Annotated in this window: 18 protein-coding genes and 1 tRNA gene; 11 read left to right on the top strand and 8 right to left on the bottom strand. The window is 60.3% G+C overall.

The annotated features are described in order from the left end of the window. Window positions 1-187 precede the first annotated feature (187 nt). The gene (locus ACMG4N_RS14905; protein ID WP_414432248.1) at window positions 188-586 is read left to right on the top strand and encodes an MmcQ/YjbR family DNA-binding protein; all 399 of its coding nucleotides are present in this window, start codon (window positions 188-190) and stop codon (window positions 584-586) included. Between the two features lie 2 nt (window positions 587-588). Then, the gene (locus ACMG4N_RS14900) at window positions 589-891 is read left to right on the top strand and encodes a hypothetical protein (RefSeq protein WP_414432247.1); all 303 of its coding nucleotides are present in this window, start codon (window positions 589-591) and stop codon (window positions 889-891) included. Between the two features lie 209 nt (window positions 892-1,100). On the opposite strand, the gene ACMG4N_RS14895 is transcribed toward ACMG4N_RS14900, so the two are convergent. Further along, window positions 1,101-2,528, bottom strand: coding sequence for a phospholipase D family protein (locus ACMG4N_RS14895; RefSeq protein WP_414432245.1), 1,428 nt, complete (start codon window positions 2,526-2,528; stop codon window positions 1,101-1,103). 229 nt (window positions 2,529-2,757) lie between these two features. Here ACMG4N_RS14895 and ACMG4N_RS14890 point away from each other — a divergent pair, with 229 nt between their 5' ends. Then, a complete protein-coding gene (locus tag ACMG4N_RS14890; protein ID WP_414432243.1) occupies window positions 2,758-5,382 on the top strand; it encodes a DUF6351 family protein in 2,625 nt (874 codons plus the stop codon). A gap of 126 nt (window positions 5,383-5,508) precedes the next feature. Here the strand turns inward: ACMG4N_RS14890 and ACMG4N_RS14885 are convergent, their stop codons facing one another. Then, complete coding sequence (locus tag ACMG4N_RS14885; RefSeq protein ID WP_414432241.1) at window positions 5,509-7,317, bottom strand: beta-ketoacyl synthase; 1,809 nt, start codon at window positions 7,315-7,317, stop codon at window positions 5,509-5,511. A gap of 410 nt (window positions 7,318-7,727) precedes the next feature. Beyond that, window positions 7,728-8,909: an acetyl-CoA C-acyltransferase gene (locus tag ACMG4N_RS14880; protein WP_273009934.1), complete on the bottom strand. Its 1,182-nt coding sequence runs from the start codon at window positions 8,907-8,909 to the stop codon at window positions 7,728-7,730. A 458-nt stretch (window positions 8,910-9,367) separates the two neighbouring features. On the opposite strand from ACMG4N_RS14880, the gene ACMG4N_RS14875 reads away from it, so the two are divergent. The 7 genes from ACMG4N_RS14875 to ACMG4N_RS14845 all read left to right on the top strand — a co-directional run bounded on the left by ACMG4N_RS14875 (window position 9,368) and on the right by ACMG4N_RS14845 (window position 13,341). Continuing rightward, window positions 9,368-9,955, top strand: a complete 588-nt coding sequence (locus ACMG4N_RS14875; protein ID WP_297767042.1) for a superoxide dismutase — start codon at window positions 9,368-9,370, stop codon at window positions 9,953-9,955. Window positions 9,956-9,990: 35 nt separating this feature from the next. Next, window positions 9,991-10,659, top strand: coding sequence for a hypothetical protein (locus ACMG4N_RS14870; RefSeq protein ID WP_414432239.1), 669 nt, complete (start codon window positions 9,991-9,993; stop codon window positions 10,657-10,659). Between the two features lie 117 nt (window positions 10,660-10,776). Continuing rightward, window positions 10,777-11,640, top strand: a complete 864-nt coding sequence (locus tag ACMG4N_RS14865; RefSeq protein ID WP_414432237.1) for a hypothetical protein — start codon at window positions 10,777-10,779, stop codon at window positions 11,638-11,640. 55 nt (window positions 11,641-11,695) lie between these two features. Next, the gene (locus ACMG4N_RS14860) at window positions 11,696-12,376 is read left to right on the top strand and encodes a hypothetical protein (protein WP_414432236.1); all 681 of its coding nucleotides are present in this window, start codon (window positions 11,696-11,698) and stop codon (window positions 12,374-12,376) included. A gap of 45 nt (window positions 12,377-12,421) precedes the next feature. Then, a tRNA-Leu gene (locus ACMG4N_RS14855) sits at window positions 12,422-12,506 on the top strand. 369 nt (window positions 12,507-12,875) lie between these two features. Next, a complete protein-coding gene (locus ACMG4N_RS14850; protein WP_297767034.1) occupies window positions 12,876-13,073 on the top strand; it encodes a hypothetical protein in 198 nt (65 codons plus the stop codon). Between the two features lie 55 nt (window positions 13,074-13,128). Next, a complete protein-coding gene (locus ACMG4N_RS14845) occupies window positions 13,129-13,341 on the top strand; it encodes a hypothetical protein (protein ID WP_297767032.1) in 213 nt (70 codons plus the stop codon). A gap of 38 nt (window positions 13,342-13,379) precedes the next feature. On the opposite strand, the gene ACMG4N_RS14840 is transcribed toward ACMG4N_RS14845, so the two are convergent. The 5 genes from ACMG4N_RS14840 to ACMG4N_RS14820 form a co-directional block, all read right to left on the bottom strand. Further along, complete coding sequence (locus tag ACMG4N_RS14840; RefSeq protein WP_297767031.1) at window positions 13,380-14,318, bottom strand: patatin-like phospholipase family protein; 939 nt, start codon at window positions 14,316-14,318, stop codon at window positions 13,380-13,382. Window positions 14,319-14,336: 18 nt separating this feature from the next. Next, the gene (locus ACMG4N_RS14835) at window positions 14,337-15,821 is read right to left on the bottom strand and encodes a flavin-containing monooxygenase (RefSeq protein WP_297767029.1); all 1,485 of its coding nucleotides are present in this window, start codon (window positions 15,819-15,821) and stop codon (window positions 14,337-14,339) included. Window positions 15,822-15,835: 14 nt separating this feature from the next. Further along, window positions 15,836-16,609: an SDR family NAD(P)-dependent oxidoreductase gene (locus ACMG4N_RS14830; RefSeq protein WP_297767028.1), complete on the bottom strand. Its 774-nt coding sequence runs from the start codon at window positions 16,607-16,609 to the stop codon at window positions 15,836-15,838. Further along, window positions 16,606-17,247 carry a TetR/AcrR family transcriptional regulator gene (locus ACMG4N_RS14825; protein WP_297767027.1) on the bottom strand — a complete coding sequence of 214 codons (642 nt, stop codon included), beginning with the start codon at window positions 17,245-17,247 and terminating at the stop codon, window positions 16,606-16,608. Before ACMG4N_RS14825 ends, ACMG4N_RS14830 begins: the two co-directional genes overlap by 4 nt. Before the next feature lie 295 nt (window positions 17,248-17,542). Continuing rightward, complete coding sequence (locus tag ACMG4N_RS14820; protein ID WP_297767026.1) at window positions 17,543-18,043, bottom strand: DUF1289 domain-containing protein; 501 nt, start codon at window positions 18,041-18,043, stop codon at window positions 17,543-17,545. Between the two features lie 196 nt (window positions 18,044-18,239). On the opposite strand from ACMG4N_RS14820, the gene ACMG4N_RS14815 reads away from it, so the two are divergent. Further along, entirely contained in the window at window positions 18,240-18,833 is a 594-nt protein-coding gene (locus ACMG4N_RS14815; RefSeq protein WP_297767025.1) for a DUF2846 domain-containing protein, read from the top strand. The last annotated feature ends 23 nt before the right edge of the window (window positions 18,834-18,856 follow it).

Here is an 18,856-nt window from a genome sequence, read left to right as displayed (position 1 = left end):
AGACCCCGGCTATCCGCCGGGGTTTTTTATTGGGCGCGAATCTCCCGGCCCGCCCTTCCTCATCCGCTGAGTGCTGGGGCCCCTGTGCTGCGGCGATGAGCAGGGAGAGGTATGATGACAGCCTTACTGCGGCCGTCTCCCAACCGGCCAATGCCGGAATAGCGGGTCAATCAGGGATGTCTTGATCATGGATGCCAAAGCCGCACAAGCGTATCTGTTGAGCAAGCCGGAAGCGCGAGAGGATTTTCCCTTCGGCCCGGATGTGGCGGTGATGAAGGTGCGGGACAAGATGTTCGCGACACTGGGGGAAGAGCAGGGCGAAGGGCGCATGAATCTCAAATGTGATCCGGACCAGGCGCAGGCACTGCGGGATATCTTCGAAGCTGTGATTCCCGGTTACCAAATGAACAAGAAACACTGGAATACCATCAAGTTGGACGGCTCCATCCCGGCGGGGGAAATCCAGCGCATGATTGATCATTCCTACGCTCTGGTGGTGGCTGGACTGCCGAAAAAAGTCCGCGAAGGCATGGCGGTCCGGCACGGCCGTGAGGCACTCTACGGACAACAGGAACAGGAGCGTTAACGGTGGCAGTGATTATTGGTGGTCTGATCGTTATCTGGCTTGGCCTTGGCATGGGCGGCGCCGTTCTGCGCTGGCTGGGCATTGAGCTGCATTACCCGGCTCGATTGGCGGCCCCCTTGTTGCTGGCAGTACTGGAAACCGTGCTGTTCCTGGTGTTTGTACCCGGCACCGACCTGCTGCCGGACACCTGGGGTTGGCCCATGGCCGGGGGCCTGGTCGCCGCTGCCTGGCTGATCAACGGTGCAGTCAGTGGTGTGGATTGGTATCGCAACAGGCCGGTAAAAGACGCCCCGGCGATGGAATAATTGCGACCTTAGGAGCGTCGCCAGCGAGGCTTCTAGGCATGACACGGGCTCGCCGTAGGAGCCCCGCTTGAGGGGCGAACCGGCCTTGCAGGGCGGCGAGCTCCGAAAGAAGAAACCGTGAGTTGGGCTTTGTTGGTTTTCGAAACTCGTTTCTCGCAACTCGAACCTGGGAGTTCGCGCCTCAAGCGGCGCTCCTACGGCGTTTATCCCTAAAAACTACTCCACCCGGTAAATTCCATTAGCCGATACACCCAGTACTTCCAGCTCGCTTCATCCGCATACACATCGTAATCGGTACTGTGTTTCTCCCCGTCACGATTTTCCCAGCGTCTGGCGAAAGCGGATCGGGCATCGACCATAAGGGCCTGATCCGTTTTCGCCAGCACTCGCACGCTGCTTTCCAGGTTCAGGTTGTCCAGATTGCGGCGGGTGAAGTTGGCGGAGCCGATAATCACTTCTGAGCGTTCTGATCCTCTGCGTAACAACATCTTGGTATGGCACTGCTCGCCCTGAGTGTTGCACCAGCGCACCTCGATGCCCGCAGCCCGCAGTTCCGCGCCCACCTGACGGTTGGGAATGCCATTCTTCTGACGGCCGAAGGCATCCTTGTTGGGGTCCAGCAGCACACGGACTGTCACTCCTCGCTCATGGGCCGCCAGAAGCGCTTTCACCAGGGGGCGGTGAGACAGGTAGAACACCGACACATCCAGCGCTTCGCCGCGCTGGCTGCGCTCAATGGCGGCCAGCAGGGCATCGCGGATGGCGCCTTCGGTGAGCACCTGTAGCTGGGCGGCGGCGCTGTCTGACGTTTCGGCGTCGGGGGCGGCCGGCAGATCGGGCAGGCTGACGCCTACCATTCGTGCTACGGCCAGCTCACTCTCCAGCAGTGTCTTAACGGCGGGGCCCTGGAAGGTGATGCCGAGATTGCTGTGGGCGCTGCTGGCATCATGGGGATTGGCCGTGGTGACCAGAGCGGTCCAGCGGTCGCCTTCATCCACCACCAGGGTCTTGCGGTGGTTAGCCTTGAAGTTGAGCAGGGTCAGATAGCTGCGCAGGGTGACCTTGCCGGGCCCCATGGGGTTGGGCAGCCAGCCGCCCTCGTTGCTGTTGCCCAGCCACTGACAGCAGATCCGCCAGATGCCGGACCAGCTCGGGTTGGAGTCGCGCAGACGTGTCAGCGGGGTGGTGATCACCACCACCCCGGCGTCTTCCAGGCGTTCCAGGTGCTCGCTGTGCAGACCGCCGTAAAGTGTGTTGATCGGGTCAGTGATCAGGATGACCGGCAGATCCGGTTGCTGCTGTTTCTTGCCCACCAGTGCCCGGGTCAACTCTGCGGACAGGGGGCGGTAACTGGCATCGTCGGCGCCCTGAAAGGCATTGAACAGAAACATGTCCACCACCACCAGTTGTCGGGCCTGGCCGATCAGTCGCAGGGCCTCGTCGAAAATGGTCTGGCGCATGGCGCGCTCGCCGTTGGCGGTTTCCCAGGTGTCGTCCACTAGCAGGTTCAGGCCCTGGGCGGGCAGCAACGGCGATTCATGGGCCAGACCGTCAGGCAGCGGTTTGTAACGATGCCAGAGGGCGGTGCAGGCGATCAGCGCCAGCAGCATGAACAGGGCAAGTTTCAGTCGAATCATGGGCAGTCCATCGGTTGATTGCGGCTACCTTAGCAGGGAGCGGTGAGAGCCTGAACCGGGTTTTAACGGTGCAATGGTACACTCGTACAACATTCTGCAAAGAATGCCGCCTTCCTGTAACTATCCTGCTACCGCACATCAACAGTAAGTCGCCACCCTGTCCATGAGAATGGGTTAACACTGATGTTAATAACAATAAGCTGGCCCGCGCGCCGGCCTGGAGTGTTCCATGAAAGCCCTTTCTCGTTTGCTGGCCGCTGCCCTGGTGGCCCTGCTTGCCGCCTGTGGCGGTGGCGGTTCTTCCTCGTCACCCGCCGCCAGTAATCCGGTCCCGAATACGCCCGATCCGGATCTCCCCGAGGCCCCGCGGGCGGGAGAAGGGGAAATACGCGTGCTCTCCAACCGTGCGGACCTGATCAGTGGCGGTGATGCCCTGGTGGAAATTACTGCCGACGATAGCGCCCTGCTAAGCGGGGCAAAGGTCATGCTGGATGATCGGGAGGTGACCGGGCAATTGACGGCAACCAGCGAGGGCACCCTCAAGGGCTTGCTGGGCGGTATGGTGCTGGGAGCCAACACGGTCACCGTGGTGCTGGCGGATGAGTCGGTGCTGGAGCGGCAGATCATCAACCACCCCAATGGCGGTCCGGTGTTTTCCGGGCCCCAGCTGCAACCCTGGCAGTGCACCAACGAGCAGGCGGTGGATGCCCAGTGCAACCAGCCGCCGGAATACACCTTTCAGTATGTGCCGGCCAACAAGCTGGAAAGTCTGCTGACCAATTTCGATCCGGAAAACCCCGGCTTGCCGCAAGCCTTCCAGCCCTATGACCCGGCGAATCCACCGGCGGATGACAGTATTGCCCGGATAACCACCGATGAAGGCGTAGACGTGCCCTTTATTGTGCGTATGGAAGAGGGGGTCATGAATCGTGACCGTTATCTGATCATGACCCTCTATCAGCCGGATCAGCCCTGGACCGCTCTGACACCGCAACCGCAATGGAACGGCAAACTGCTGATCCATCATGGCGGTAACGTGGGTGTCAGTTATGGCATGGGTGAGGTGCCCCGCGGAGATATCGCCGGCACCGCGCCGGCGGGCGCCGAGCTGTTACTGGGTGACAGTATTACCACTGCACTGGCGCGGGGTTTCATGACCCTGTCCACCGCCCAGGCCAACCTGGGCCATAACGCCAATCTGGTGACGGCGGCGGAATCGCTGATGATGGGTAAAGAGCGCATCATCGAACAGTACGGGGAAATCCGTTACACCATCGGTACCGGCTGCTCCGGTGGCTCCATCACCCAGCAGCATGTGGCCAATGCCTACCCGGGCATTTATCAGGGGCTGATCGTGCAGTGCTCCTACCCGGATGTGTGGACCACCGCTACCCAGTTCGCAGACTACAACCTGCTCAGCAATTACTTCGGCAATCAGCTGCCCACCGACCCGCAGGGGTTTCAAGAGGTGGTTACTTCGCTGCTGACATCCGGGGTGATTCCGGCCGCGCAATGGTCGGCCTTTTATGGTCACTTGCCGCTGAACCCGGTGGTCTCCGATCTGGCATTTTTCCCGTCCGCCTATCCGAACCAGGAAGACTGCCCGGGTCTGCAGGAAGGGGTCGCGGTGTATGACGCCGAGACTCAGCCGGATGGGCTGCGCTGCGGGTTGCTGGATTACATGATCAATCAGTTTGGTCCCCGTGATCCATCGGTATGGTCCAGCAACGAACAGCTTGTCGGTCGCGGTTTTGGCGGTATTCCGCTGGATAATGTGGGCGTTCAGTATGGTTTGAAGGCGCTGCAAAGCGGGCTGATCAGTGGCGAGCAGTTCCTCAGGGTAAATCGCGAAATCGGTGGCTTGAGCGTGGATATCGACTACCAGGCCGAACGCACCGTGGCCGATCCGCAAGCCTTGCGAAATGCCTACCGCACCGGCGCCATCAACACCGCCGAGCATCTGGCCAAGGTGCCGATCATTGATCTGCGTGGCCCGGACCCGGGCATCGCCCACGATGCCTACCATTCCTGGCAGATGCGTGCGCGACTGGAGCAGACCCAGGGCCATGCCGACAACCATGTGATCTGGTATGGTCCGGCGCCGCTGTTTGGCGATACGGTGTTCACCACCGAAGCCCTGCTGGTCATGGACCTGTGGTTATCGGGCATCGAGCAGGACGACACGGCCACGCCAGTGGCAGAAAAGGTGGTGGCCAACAAGCCGGTCTATGCCCGTGACCGTTGTCTGTCGGTGTCGTCCCTGTTCGGCCCGGAGGGGCCCATCGTACCGTTGACCGGTAACCTGCTGTACCCGGACCCGATCCTGCCGGGGCTGGATCTGTCCTTGCTGCCGCCGGCACCGGCGGAAGCAGGCGTGGTAGTGGATGCGCTTAGCGGCCAGGTATGTGGCCTGGATGTCAGCGAGCTGCCGGTAGTGTCCGAGCTGCCGGTGCTGGGGGACGTGCTGGGTACGCTGGGCGAGTTGCTGTCGCCACTCACCGACCCGATTCTGAACCTGCAACAGACGGTGGTGCAGACCCGTTTTGGCACACCACGTACCGTGGCCGGTGACAGCATCGAAACCCTGACCAACAAGTGCCAGCTGAAACCGGTGGACCCGGCGGATTATCCTCTGGCCCTGGACCCGGAGGGCTTTGCGGATCAGGTGGCGGACATCTTCCCGCAGGGCGTTTGCGATTACAGCAAGCCGGGCGAGGGGGTAATGCCCACGCAGACCTGGCTGCAGTACGGCGATGGGCAGCAGGTGATTTACGGCGGTGCACCGCTGGCTGATGACGGCGCTAGCGCCCCCCAGGGCTGGGCATCGCCGGCCTTTGAGGTGGAGATTCGCTAATCTTCAGTCTCTGGGGATGCTGAGTTTCGAGTGTCGAGAAATGAGTTGCGAAGACCGGGAAAGGTTTTCGCAACTCGAAACTCGAAACTCGTACCTCGTTACTCACCCTTTCCCATCCGAGCAGTGCTAGCGATTGATTTGGTAAGCCGCCAGGCCGTTGTCGTCGTCAAAGGTCATGGTGGTGCCGCCATTGAGCTGCACGGACTCCCGGCTCAGGGCAACCGCCTCATCCCCCAGCACCCCATCATTAAACCGGTACACCGGTTTGGGCGCCTCGTTCAGGCAGTGGTCGCGGAAACCGGCCTTGGCCTGCAGCACACTGTCCCGAGCGCTTTGCCAGCTCGCAATGGCCTTGTCTCCATGGCGCTGGCGCAGCATGGTTTCGGTAACCGTGGCGGACAGGGCCACGGCGGTGGCGTTGTTGCCGCCAAAGCCTTTCGAGTTGATCAGGCTGGCCTGCAGGTCGTCGCGCGGTACATGATCCATGGCGAAGTCCAGGTGCTGGCGGTGTACATCGCCGGCGATGTGATCAATGGTGCGAATGCCGGGCAGCACGCCTTGGGCAAAGCTGCCCAGGGCCGCCGCCAGCTGATCGCCGCCGGCACTGCCCAGGGAGTGTCCCACAAACGCCTTGATGGCCGTCACCGGCCAGTGGCGCACCCCAAAGGCCTCGGCCACCCGGTCCAGAATCACCGATTCGGTGACCCGGTTCTGTGGCGTGCCGGTGCCGTGGGCATGGACAAAGCTGTGCTCGCGCAAGCCCTTGTCGCCGATCAGTTGGCGGGTCAGGGCGGCGGCCTTGCCCACGGTCAGGTAGTTGCCCACGCCGGGGGCAGAAATGGATTTCTTGGCGCCGTCCGCATGAATAAACACATCCGGCACCGCGCCGAGAATGTCGGCACCCAGCTCCAGGGCCAGGGCATCATCCATCAGCACGGTAAACTGGGCAGACTCGGCCATGGTAAAGCCGCAGTTGTCGGAAAACGGCCGGCAGGCGCGGCGCACATCGGCTTGCTTAGCACCATCCAGGGCGGCCAGATCCTGGTCTTCCGCCAGCGCGCCCATGGCCCGGTAACCTTCCATGATCTCCGCCACCAGCGGTGCTTCGCTGGTGCCGACAATGGCTACCCGCACCTTGCCACTGCGGATCGCCTGCACGCCTTTTTCCAGGTTGTAGAGGAAGGTGGCACAGGCGCCCAGCATGCCGCCGGTGGTGCCCACCGAGTGCAGCACATAGGCATTGAGAAAATCCGCAGTCATCTCACCCAGGCCCAGTGGCACCTGCTTGGAGGTGATGCGCTGGCCGTTGGGCGGGAAACGCATGACGCCGCCCAGGCCGTTGTCGTCCAGCTGAGACATGGCGTTGCTGGCGTAAACCGCCACCTGGTCCGGGCGTACCTTGCCAGCCACAGTGGCCCAGTCCATGCCCAGATCCCCCAGCGCATCGCTGATACCAAAGATGGCCATCTGCAGGGCCCGGGGATGGTTGCGCGAGGCATACAGGGCGCCGGGGTCGAAGCCGTCCGGCAGCTGCCCGGCGGCGCTGACCCGGCGCGGGGCATCATGGGGGACACGCAGGTCCAGCCCCGCAGGCAGGATGACCCGGCTGCGGCGCTTGTCGATAGGGGAGACCTGCCAGCCCGCGGGTAGCGGGTCAGGCAGGTCCATGTTGCGCATTTCCAGGGTAACGGGAATGTCGCTGGTGCCGCTGATGGCGGCGTGGAGACGGTGGGAATCGGGCAGGGCACGGATCAGGGTGGCGGCCAGCTGATCGTCCGGTGCGCGGCCGGTCAATTGGCCCAGCGAACGCAGGGTATCCTGACGGCCACCATCCGGCAGGGCATCAAAAATCAGTCGCTGAAAGCCAAAATGCAGGGCGCTACGGCCGGCCGCATTGATGCCGCCCATGGCGGTAATAACGGGTAATGCTGACATTGTGCCCAACCCAAAACGGTGACTAGCCGGTCAGGGTACAGGTGAAATCCGGTTTTGCGTATACGACGGAGGGCGAATCCGGTCAGGAAAGTGCAACAGAGTTTGAAAGTGAAAGCGGATGTTTCAGGATTGAATTGTTGGAGGTGTGGCTTTGTCATTTCTACGCAGCCGCTGTAGGAGCGGCGCTCGAGCCGCGAACCGCGCTTGCGCGGAAATCGCCCGCAGGGCGATCAGGCATTCCAGGACCTGCCAGATCTTTCTAAATGATCACGCTTCTCTGCTTTGCTCCGCTTGGTTCGCGGCTCAAGCGCCGCTCCTACGGAGGGGGATAGAGGTGGAATACAGAGGGCGCTGCCAACAAAAACGGGGCCCGAAGGCCCCGTTTGGTCTGGCATCAAGCGTCGAGCCTATTACAGCAGCTCGATAGCCACCGCAGTCGCTTCACCACCACCGATGCACAGGCTGGCCACACCGCGCTTGCCGCCGGTGCGCTTGAGTGCGTGGATCAGGGTGAGAATGATGCGTGAGCCGGTGGAGCCCACCGGGTGACCCAGGGCACAGGCGCCGCCGTGGATGTTCACCTTCTCGTGGGGAATGCCCAGATCGATCATCGGCATCATCGCCACCATGGCGAAGGCTTCGTTGATCTCGAACAGATCCACGTCGTCCACGGTCCAGCCCGCTTTCTTCATCACCGCTTCGGTGGCACCGATGGGGGCAATGGTGAATTCGCTGGGGTGTTTGCTGTTGGTGGCGTGGGCGAGGATACGGGCCAGCGGCTTCAGGCCACGCTCATTGGCCACGGATTCACGGGCCAGTACCAGTGCAGAGCCACCATCGGAGATGGAGCTGGCGTTGGCGGCGGTGACGGTGCCGTCTTTGGCGAAGGCCGGACGCAGGGTGGGGATCTTGTCGATGTTGGCGTTACCCGGCTGCTCGTCGGTGTCGACAACCACTTCACCCTTACGGGTCTTCACGGTCACCGGTACGATTTCGTCCTTGAACCAGCCGTTGTCGATGGCAGCATTGGCGCGGTTCAGGGATTCGATGGCGTAGTTGTCCATGTCTTCGCGGGTAATGGAGCGCTTGTCAGCCACTTCCTGGGCGAAGGAGCCCATCAGGCGACCGGTTTCCGCGTCTTCCAGACCGTCCAGGAACATGTGGTCAAACACCTGGCCGTGGCCCATGCGCATGCCGCTGCGGGCCTTGTCCAGCACATAGGGAGCGTTGGTCATGGATTCCATGCCACCGGAAACGACGATGTCGTTGGTGCCGGCCTTGATGGAATCGTAGGCGAACATGGTGGCCTTCATGCCGGAGCCACACAGCTTGTTGATGGTGGTGGCACCGGTGTTGTCCGGCAGACCGGCCAGACGCATGGCCTGACGGGCCGGGCCCTGTTTGAGGCCAGCGGGCAGTACACAGCCCATGATGACTTCCTGCACGTCTTCCGGCTTCAGGCCGGCGCGGGACACGGCTTCACGGATAGAGGCGGCGCCCAGTTCGGGAGCGGAAACCGCAGACAAGGAACCCTGGAAGCCACCCATGGCGGTACGGGCACCATTTACAATTACTACAGCATCATCAGACATGGTTTTCTCCTGCCAGCAAAATAGTACCTGAATCCGTGACCTCATCGCGGCGCCTGACGCAAGCCTTTGCCGCCACAGAAAATTTGTCTTCAGTCGATCGTATTCCCTGATACGACGCTTCTTCAGAAAATCCCCTGTGACAACAAATTCTTACGCCATGCATCCGCGCTGAGATCACGGATTCAGGTAGCAGTTATCAAAATTTGGGGCGCATTGTACTTGAAACAAGGGGGATACACCCCATCTCACAGGGACCTGCCGGTCACGGACCAGGCGATATTGATAGTTTTCGTCTATTGCAGTCAAAGGCAATCATGGTAAACCCCGGTCTGTGGTGGAGATTGCCGCCGGTAGCTTGTTATTATCTTTCAGCCGCTGGCGGCAGGCATGCCGTCAGCGGGGAATTTCTTTCTGTTGCCTAGCCGCGACAGAACAACATGATGTCAGGGGAAATGACTATGGCTTTTGAATTACCGCCGCTTCCGTTCGAGAAAAATGCACTGGAACCGCATATTTCTGCAGAAACTCTCGAGTATCACCATGGCAAGCACCACAATGCCTACGTGACCAAGCTGAACGATATGGTTGCTGGCACCGACAACGAAGGCAAATCCCTGGAAGAGATCATCAAGAGCGCCGAAGGCGGTCTGTTCAACCAGGCTGCCCAGGTCTGGAACCACACCTTCTACTGGAACAGCCTGAGCCCTAACGGCGGTGGCGCTCCCACCGGTGATCTGGCTGCGGCCATCGACACCGCTTTCGGCTCCTTCGACGAGTTCAAGTCCCAGTTCAATGCCAAAGCGACCGGCAACTTCGGTTCCGGCTGGACCTGGCTGGTGAAGAACACCGATGGCAGCCTGGAAATCGTCAACACCGACGATGCGGACACCCCGATCGCCCACGACAAGGGCCAGACTCCGCTGTTCACCGTGGACGTGTGGGAACACGCCTACTACGTGGATTACCGCAATGCCCGTCCCAAGTATCTGGAATCCATCTGGAACCTGATCAACTGGGACTTTGCCGCCAGCAACTTTGCCGGTTAAGACGGCATATCCCTTATAGGGATACCGTTCAGGTAGTGAAAAAGGCCGCTTTTGCGGCCTTTTTCGTGTCTGTCTGGCGGTGGTGGGGGAAGTTTGGTAGCGTCCCTCCCGGGATATTGTCGGGGTTTGTGTGGTCCAATCTGCAGGTTAATGAAAATAACAGGTGTCATATGCGTTTTTTGGGAATCTTTTTTCTGGTGATGGGTTTGTCGGCAACCGCTGCCATGGCAGAAGGGCCGGCGCCAGCTTCCGCCGAGCAAAAACAGAAAAGCCCCGAGCAGCAGGCCATGGATCAGTTGGCAGAAGCTGGCCTGCGCCAGGCGCTGAAGGCCATCCAGAGCTCTGGTGGACTCTATCCTTTCGGCATGATTCAGTCTGGAGATACGGTGAGGGCGGTGGGTTATTCCGGCGACAGGGCCGATGCTCCAAGTTCAGAAGAGTGGGCCCAAGGCCTTTTTCGGCAGCTGCGGAAGATCGGCAATGAGCAACCGGATATCGAGCTGATGGCTCTGTTTCGCCTACACGAAGTCACCGCCGAAAATGGTGAAAAAGTCACCGGTGTATGGGCCCAAGTAGATCACCGCGATGTACGCCCCTGGGTGATTTTCCTGCCGTTGCTCAAGAACGAAGAAGGCAAGCACGAGCTGGGCGATATGGTCTACTACGCCACCGAACAGCCGTTGTTCGAGAAAAGCGGCGAATAAGTTTTTCAAAGACAGGCAGGACTAAATGGGCGCTGTTCGGCAGCGCCGCAGTGCCCCCTGTGGCACTATCTGTCAATCGGGCCATGAACCGGACTATCCGGTATGCAGGACACAGGAATGACGCGAGATCGTGAAGTAAATCTGGGTAATCTGAATGATGTCACCGTGGATGATCATGGTGATGCCGGCCGCCGGCCTTCTCCTGCCGGCAGCAACAAGCCGGTCGAGAAGGGGGCGGGCAAGCCTCCCAAGGCACCCAAAAAGCCGGTGCCGCCCTCCAATGGCGGAGGGGGTGGCTGGATGATTGCCTGTCTGGTGCTGGTGGTGCTGATCGCCGTGATGGGGGTCTGGTTCCAGAAACAGATGAGCGTGCTCCAGTCACAAATGGACGAGCGCATCTCGGAATCCAGCCAGAAACTGGGCAACCTCCAGTCCCGGTTGTCTGCCACCGACGAGAGCCTGAACCAGTCGTCCGGTCAACTGCAGGATACGGTCCGCGCTCAAGGCAAGAAGCTGGAAGAAAACAACACCGAAATCCGTAAACTCTGGGATCTGAGCAACAAGCGCAATCGGGCGGATATTGCCGAGCAGAGCAAGAAACTGACTGCACTGTCAGCCACACTGAATGAGGTCAAAAAGGCCCAGGCCGGGGTGGATGGCAAACTGCAGGGGATCAGCAAGGACACCACTGCCCTGAAGAAGCAGGTGGACAGTGCGGTGTCTGCCGTCAACAAGAGCAGTGAACAGTGGCAGACCCGCATCAGTCAGATGCAGACTCAGGTGGATGTGCTGGCGGAAAACATCAATCAGCTGGAAAGCCAGCAGCAAAACCTGAAAAGCGGTCTGGCCAAGGTGGAAAAAAACCAGGCCGGGCTGGCAGCGTTAAAAGATCGGCTGGATGAGACAGAGGCAGCGATTGCGGCTTTTGATTCTTACCGGCTGCAGGTCAATAGTCGTCTGGATAAACTGGAAGGGCGCTGATCGGCCACGGGGGGTGGTGATCAGCTAAAAACAACAAGTAAAAGAGCGTCTTGCCATGGCCAAGTTGCCGGAAAGTAAAGAGCGGCGTTTACAGGGGTTGAATCAGGATGTACTGGCGGTAGCTACCCCGGTACCGGGGCCGGATCTGGAACCGGTCAATCTGCGCGCGCCCAAAAAAACCAACCCTATCTCGGTTAGCGAGGGTGGCCACTCCGGCTTGTTGTGGTTGTCCCTGGTGCTGGCGGTCATCGCCTTGCTGTTGGCCGCCAGCCAGTGGCTGGCCCACGCTGAATCCAGCCGTGAACTCAGTGAATTGCGAGAGCAATACTATCAGCTGGCATCGCTGCGTCAGGGAGAGGCGAGAGATGGTGCTCGAAGTACGGCAAAAGCGCCTGCCACTTCTGAAGCCGCTCCGGGCGATGCGGTGGTCAACAGCCTGCGTGACGATCTGCGCGAACTGAATGCCAAGGTGCGCGGGCTCACCGTGGCCATGGCCAAACAGCGCAACAGCAACAGCGAAAGCGCCGAGCTGGCGACGCGCCTTAACGAGATGGACAGCAAGCTGAAAGGCCTGTCCTCGCGGATCAGCAGCCTGGCCGACCGTCCACAACCCGCCGCCACCCCTGTGGTGCAACCGGCATCCGACAACAGCGTCGAGGTGTCTGCACTGGCGGGCAAGGTAGCGAAAATCGACAAAGACCTGCAGGCGCTTTACCGGATTCTTCAAGGAGGCTGAACCTGCTGGTAATTAGCGATTAGCCTGCTAGAATACCCGCCCATTGCGCCAGTGGTGGAATTGGTAGACACGCCAGATTTAGGTTCTGGTGCCGAGAGGTGTGGGGGTTCAACTCCCTCCTGGCGCACCATCTCAAAGAAAGGCCGTAACAGCATTGCTGTTACGGCCTTTTGTTTTTTGGGGTTGGGATGCTTCCTTGCATCGGGCATCCCGGGGGATGGTTGCTCACCCCTGAAAACGCTTTTCTATGGGTAAAAGCCTTTGGGGAAAACCTTCCTGATTTCCCCCCGGTTCTCCATAAACACTATCGGTTCGGTGGGGTATGAAATTGAGCAATAGGCTGTCTGGATACGTGCGCTACTTTTTCATAACTCAAGCTATTGACCACTAGCACTATCAAGTTAATTTCATTAACTGCCAGGTTTTACCTTCTTTTCATACCGTTCACGTCTCAGATCCATAACATGCGCCCTGTCGAATCCGCTAATCGGGGAAGGGTATGCGGTATTACCTCAGCAAGATCAAGGCCGACGATGACACCTGGGAAATCCACACGGTGAATTGCCAGCAATTGCCAAATGAAAACGACCAGCGCATTTATCTGGGCGATTTCTCTCACTGTATCCACGCCTTGCCGGTGGCCAAGCTGTATTTCCGCACCCTGCGGTTTTGCCCGGAATGCTCTCTGCACGCTTAGTGCGGTACTTGCGAGTTTGCCTCGTCCCGGGTAGAACAAAAGGAGAGGTGGCATTATGCGTGAGCACACACAAGACAGAGACCGTAAGGCCAATCACTTTCCGGCGGCACGAAAGCTTGAGGCTGATCGCGTGCGCCTGCTGGCGCTGGTGGCGTTGGCGGTGGGGGCGATGGTGTTGGGCGGGTTGATCCATGCCGAGGGCCAGGCGGCCCACGGTTCCCTGCATGAGATCAAGGCGTCGCTGATGGCGGCGGTGGACTCACTCTAGCGGGGAAGCCACCCGGCGAATCTCCCCCGCGTTACCCTTCAAAGCGCGTTTTGCACCGTTATGGCTGTAGTGACTAAAGCGGTGTCCAGCACCTGTCGGCGCCGTGACGGGTCCATCATATTAAACCCAAAGGCTTGCAAATCATCGGCATTGGGTTCCAGACGAATCACTGTCTTACCCGCTTTTTCCAGTTTGCTCACTTCCCGATCCACAATGCCGGTCATGTAGCGGCGTACTCGCCGTTCGATGGCAGTGAGGGGCGAGCGCGGTTTGTCCGGTTGCCGTGAGGCCATGGGCGCGAGAATGATCACCTCGTCCACGGCGCTGTCCATCAGCAGATCCGCCGAGGTGGGGGAGGCCACGCCACCGTCGATGTAGGTACGGCTGCCCAGGGTCACCGGTGGGCACCAGAAGGGCACCCCATAGGAGGCACAGACCGCGTCGCGGATGTGCGCCTGCGGCGCGCCGCCTTTACCGAAGGCCACCCGTTTGCCGCTGGTGGTGTCCACGGCCATGATCCAGGTGGCCGGGTGGGCAACCCAGTCTGCTCCTCCGGTGGCGTCGTCCACCAATTGCCGGAAAGGCGCCATGTCGAACTGGCCACGGGGCAGCAGGCCGCAGAAGGCGGTCAGCGGGGAGACGTCCCCGCGCAGGCCTTTCAGGGCCAGCTTGGCACCGGTGAAGCGGGCGCCGGGCAGGGGCGGCAGGGCGCCGCCGCTGTCGCTGTCGTGATCCCAGCGGCACTGCTCGCTGGTGCCCTGCTGGCAGGCCAGCAGCTGATCCACGCTGATGCCGCTCCCCAGCAAGGTGGCCAGCACCGCGCCTGCCGAGGTGCCGATAAGGATATCGGCATCGCGGGCGTCCCAGTCCAGTTGCTGCTCAAGATTGTGCAGGGCGGCAATGGACCAGGCGCCGCCGGCGACACCGCCGCAGCCCAGTACCAGGGCACGGCGGGGAGATGGAGTGTTGTTTGTCATTATTCTGGCCTGTTCATATTAAAAGACGGGTTGGGTGGCGGGTGTCAGGGTATAGCTGTCGGGATCAAAGTCCTTGAGCAGACGCTGCATTTCCAGGGTGCTCCAGGGGAAGCCCACGCTGTTGAAGCCGTTCTTGTCCAGGTAGTAGCTGGAGCAGCCACCGGTGTTCCAGACGGTGCCCTGCAGGTCTTTCTGGACCTTGCGGTTGTAGGTTCTCTGGCTGTCGGCTTTCACTTCCACCCGGCTCAGTTGCTGGTCGCGCATGGTTTGCAGGGTGCTGAGGATGTAGTTGATCTGCGCCTCGATGACGATAAAGGCGGAGTTGTGGCCGATGCCCAGGTTGGGACCCAGCACCATGAAGGCATTGGGCAGCCCGGCGATGGTGGTGCCGCGATAGGCCTGCATGCCGTCCTGCCACATGTTGCTGAGCGATTCGCCGGCATCGTTATAGATGTGATCGGCAATGGGTGGCTCGGTGACGAAGAACCCGGTGCCCAGAATGATCGTGTCCACGTCGCACTCGCTGCCGTCCTGGCCCACCAGGGTGTTGCCGCGCACTTCCTTCAGGCCGGTGGCGAACACATCCACATTGGCCTGATTGAGCGCCGGGTAATACTGGTTGCTCATCAGCACCCGCTTGCAGCCCAGGGTGTAATCCGGGGTCAGTTTGGCGCGCAGGGCCGGGTCCTTGATGGCCAGGCGGATATGCGCCTCACCCAGTTTCTGGATCTGTCGCAGCAGGGCCGGTTTGCGAAAGCCGATGCCGAAAGTTTCAAAGCCGCCGTAAAGCATCTTGCGCCAGGCGTTCAGGGTGAACGGCAGACGGAAGAAGTTTTCCTCGATTTTGGGGATGGGATGATCCGGCTTGGGCAGCACCCATTGTGGGGTGCGCTGGAACAAGGTCAGCTGTTGTACCTTCGGTTGGATCTCCGGCACAAACTGGATCGCCGAAGCGCCGGTGCCGATCACCGCCACCCGTTCTCCGCTCAGGTCGTGGTCATGGTCCCAGCGGGAGGAATGGAACAGCTTGCCCTGAAAATCCTTCAGGCCGGGGATGTTGGGAATGATGGGTTCGTGCAGGTAGCCGGAGCAGGCCACCACGGTACGGGCCAGGTAGAGCTGGTCGCCGGTCTGCACTTCCCAGAGATTTTTGCTTTCCCGCCATTGCGCCCGTTCCACTGCCTGATTGAAACGAATGAAGCCGGGAATGTTGTGGCGGTTAGCCGTGTCGCGCACATAGTCGAGAATCTCCGTCTGACCGGCGAAGGCCCGGCTCCAGTCCGGTTTCTGGGCGAAGGAATAGGAATATAACGCCGAGGGCACATCGCAGGCGCAGCCCGGGTAGGTGTTGTCCCGCCAGGTGCCGCCCAGGTCGGCGGCCTTTTCCAGGATTACGAAATTATCGAACCCGGCGTCCTGCAGACGAATGCCCAGGCCAATGCCGCTGATGCCGGCGCCGACAATCAGGACGTCGTAAATGGGAGAGTTGGCTTGTTGTGTCATGGGGGTGTCCGTGGTCACTGGTTCGGTTGTGGGCTGAAGAAATCCATGGCCCGGTTGGTCAGATTCAGGTTGGCCACCTGCTTGGCCAGGGCGTAGATATCCGGGTAGATCACCCGGGCGCCGCCCTTGCGGAAGGTGCGGTAGATGCGCTCGGCCAGCACCTCCGGTTTGCCGGTGGGGATATAGCGGGACACCGGGCCTTTTTTGACCTGGCTGCGGGCATGGCTTTCCAGGCCGGAATGGATCGGGCCCGGGTAGACGGTGATCACATTGACGCCCTGCTTCTTCAGATCCAGCCGGGCAATTTCCGAGGCCAGGCCGATGCCGGCCTTGGCGCCGCCGTAATAGCTGCAGCCACGAATCGGCACGCGCCCGGCCATGCTGGCCACATTGATCACGCAGCCTTGGCGGGCTTCCACCATGGCCGGAAAGGCCAGGTCCATCAGTCGCATGGGAGCGGTGAAATTGATATCCAGCAGACGCTTGCCTTGCTCCCAGCCGGTGCCGGTGATGCTGATGATGTCCATGATGCCGGCGCAGTTGATCAGTACGTCCACCGGCCCGCGACGGTCCACCAGCGACTGCCACCAGGCGGGCAGGGCATCGATATTTGTCAGGTCGCAGGTTTCCGTCTGGGCGCCATGTTTGTCGGCGGCCAGGGCGAGGGCGTCGGCATTCAGGTCCACCAGGGTGATGCGGGCCTCCGGGTGGTGCTGGCGAAACTGCCCAGCGAGCTGGCTGCCGATGGCGCCAGCCCCGCCGGTAATCAGGATGTGGGTCGGGTTCATGGTTGGGGGCCCTTGTTATTGTCATGGGGGGTGTTGTGATTGGCGATGGCGAGCCAGCAGGCATCCCGCGCCCGTTTCAGATCGTCGTCATCCAGGGTCAGATAGCCCAGCCGTTCCGCTTTGAAGACACCCACAAACGCTCCCCAGAACAGGGCAATGGCCAGGTCCGGTTTCATGATGTCGTTGAGCAGGCCGGTGCGCTGGCCAATGACCACCATCATGCCCAGGGGAATCAGCAGTGCCTGCTCCTGGTGGCGGCTTTCCGGATCCAGGTAGCTGTGGTGATCCTGCATTTCCAGAAAATGAAAGGCATCCGGCTCTTCGCGGGCGAAGGCGGTGAGCCGGGCCCACAGGTTGTCGAACAGGCTGCGCGAGGGGTGAAGCAGGTCGAGATCGCTGAGCAGGCGTTCCTTTAGGCGGCTCTTGCTGTCGCGAAACACGGCGTTTATCAGCGTTTCCTTGCTGTCGAAATAGCGATACAAGGTGCCGACACCTACACCGGCTTCAGCGGCGATCGGCGGTACCGGGGTGCCGTGCAGACCGTGCTCGGCGAATACTCGCAGGGCGGCACGGATGATCTGCTCGTGCTTGCGGGTTTCCTTGTTGTCGACCGGGGTAACCGGGGCAGGGCTGGCCATGGCGGATCTCACGCAATGAATGAATGTTCATTCCGTAACTGTGCCATTGGGTGATGTTTTTATGGAAGGGTCATATGGGGACAAAGTGCGGTGAGTTGAAAGTTCAAAGTTTAAAGTTGAAACGCGAATCTATGGTGTCGCCACACGAAGAACTACAGAGCCGCGCAGGGCGGTAAAGGGGGGAGCAAGAGAGGGGCATTGCTGTTTAGGTCTTAACCTCAGCGCGGAGCGAGGAAATTCCCAGCCAAGCCGGCCTTGCCCCGCGTTTGAACTTTCAACTTTGAACTTGTAACTCTTAGATCAACCCCTTCTCCCGGGCGGCAAGCTCGGTGAGTTCTGCGGCGAGGGTGACCGGGCGGGCGTAGGAGCGGTCATAGTGGGCCTGGGCCAGGGCGTGGCATTCGGCACTGATCTGGTCGTAGAGCTCCCGGGGCAGCAGGCCCTGGGTCGGGGGCAGGGCGCGCAGGCCGAAACGATCATAGGGGATCTGTTGTTTACCGGCGGCTTTGAGTAGCTCCGGCACCCAGCCCTGGGGGGAAAGCTGGGTCTGGTAACGCAGGTTCTGGAAGTCCATCTCCGCCGCCAGCCGGCCCGCATCGGTGACCACAAAATAGTTATCCACCACCTGGCAGAGCAGCAAATTCAGCCGTTTCCAGACAATTTGCTTCTCTTCGTTGGTATAACCATTCCAGTGCACCACCTCGTGACTGAAGCGGCAACAGCCACGGCAGACCGTATCACCGAAGACGGTGGAACAGACGCCGATACAGGGGGTGTGGATGCGATTAACTGCCATGGCGGAAGATTAGCAGAAAAGGCGGTGCAGGGGAGAGGAGAGACGAATCACTTGGCGGGAATTTGAGCACCTACCTTCATCTTGAGCAATAACCGCAAATCGGCCATAGTTACCACCTTCATAAGCATTATCTTGCGCTGAATAATAAACAGGGTCGCACCGGGCTAACGGGAAGCGGCATCACTGGAGAATAATAATGCGATTGGCTGTGTTGCTGGCAGCTTGCCTGTGGATGCTTTCGGGATGTTCCGGCCTCGGTATGGGGATTCCCTCCACCCCGGGTGCCTTTATCCATGCCCCCCAGGGCAAGACTTTCAAACCCATGGATACGCTGGATCCGCGTAATGCCATGGTCTATATCTACCGACCGATTACCCGGTGGGGCTATGAAGAGGTGCAGGCACCGGTGTTCTTCCTGGATGCCTCGCAGCTGTTCGGCCTCAAGGCTGGCGCCTACAGCTGGCTGGAATTGCCTGCCGGCACCCACGATTTCTATGCCCGCCGTCCGCTTAGCGTGCTTTACCTGAAGATGGTGTTCGAGATGCCGTTGGAAGTGGAGGGCGGCAAGGACTACTACTTCCGCTACTCGGAAACCCGCCCGCTGGATATGGAAGAACTGGTTGCCGACCCGGAAAACTTCCAGCAGGCCGGCCCGTTGCAGCAGGTCCCCCGTGCCGTGGCCCTGCGCGAAATTGCCGACCTGCGTCTGGATGAGCCAGGCGTCTACTACGCAGGTAAGGACAGCCAGGTGCCGCGCTGGGCGCCGTTCCATACCTACGCGACGGAATAATGATCGCTGCGAGTGGCTAACTA

This window comes from Alcanivorax sp. IL2, from assembly GCF_047495475.1.
Taxonomy (GTDB): domain Bacteria; phylum Pseudomonadota; class Gammaproteobacteria; order Pseudomonadales; family Alcanivoracaceae; genus Alcanivorax.
Note: the sequence above shows the minus strand (reverse complement) of the source record. Positions and strands in the feature narration are given on the sequence as shown.

Coding starts and splice junctions, on each gene's coding strand:
- ACMG4N_RS14905 (WP_414432248.1), top strand. CDS start 188: ATGGATGCCAAAGCCGCACAAGCGTATCTGTTGAGCAAGCCGGAAGCG.
- ACMG4N_RS14895 (WP_414432245.1), bottom strand. CDS start 2,528: ATGATTCGACTGAAACTTGCCCTGTTCATGCTGCTGGCGCTGATCGCC.
- ACMG4N_RS14890 (WP_414432243.1), top strand. CDS start 2,758: ATGAAAGCCCTTTCTCGTTTGCTGGCCGCTGCCCTGGTGGCCCTGCTT.
- ACMG4N_RS14885 (WP_414432241.1), bottom strand. CDS start 7,317: ATGTCAGCATTACCCGTTATTACCGCCATGGGCGGCATCAATGCGGCC.
- ACMG4N_RS14880 (WP_273009934.1), bottom strand. CDS start 8,909: ATGTCTGATGATGCTGTAGTAATTGTAAATGGTGCCCGTACCGCCATG.
- ACMG4N_RS14875 (WP_297767042.1), top strand. CDS start 9,368: ATGGCTTTTGAATTACCGCCGCTTCCGTTCGAGAAAAATGCACTGGAA.
- ACMG4N_RS14865 (WP_414432237.1), top strand. CDS start 10,777: ATGACGCGAGATCGTGAAGTAAATCTGGGTAATCTGAATGATGTCACC.
- ACMG4N_RS14860 (WP_414432236.1), top strand. CDS start 11,696: ATGGCCAAGTTGCCGGAAAGTAAAGAGCGGCGTTTACAGGGGTTGAAT.
- ACMG4N_RS14850 (WP_297767034.1), top strand. CDS start 12,876: ATGCGGTATTACCTCAGCAAGATCAAGGCCGACGATGACACCTGGGAA.
- ACMG4N_RS14845 (WP_297767032.1), top strand. CDS start 13,129: ATGCGTGAGCACACACAAGACAGAGACCGTAAGGCCAATCACTTTCCG.
- ACMG4N_RS14840 (WP_297767031.1), bottom strand. CDS start 14,318: ATGACAAACAACACTCCATCTCCCCGCCGTGCCCTGGTACTGGGCTGC.
- ACMG4N_RS14835 (WP_297767029.1), bottom strand. CDS start 15,821: ATGACACAACAAGCCAACTCTCCCATTTACGACGTCCTGATTGTCGGC.
- ACMG4N_RS14830 (WP_297767028.1), bottom strand. CDS start 16,609: ATGAACCCGACCCACATCCTGATTACCGGCGGGGCTGGCGCCATCGGC.
- ACMG4N_RS14825 (WP_297767027.1), bottom strand. CDS start 17,247: ATGGCCAGCCCTGCCCCGGTTACCCCGGTCGACAACAAGGAAACCCGC.
- ACMG4N_RS14820 (WP_297767026.1), bottom strand. CDS start 18,043: ATGGCAGTTAATCGCATCCACACCCCCTGTATCGGCGTCTGTTCCACC.
- ACMG4N_RS14815 (WP_297767025.1), top strand. CDS start 18,240: ATGCGATTGGCTGTGTTGCTGGCAGCTTGCCTGTGGATGCTTTCGGGA.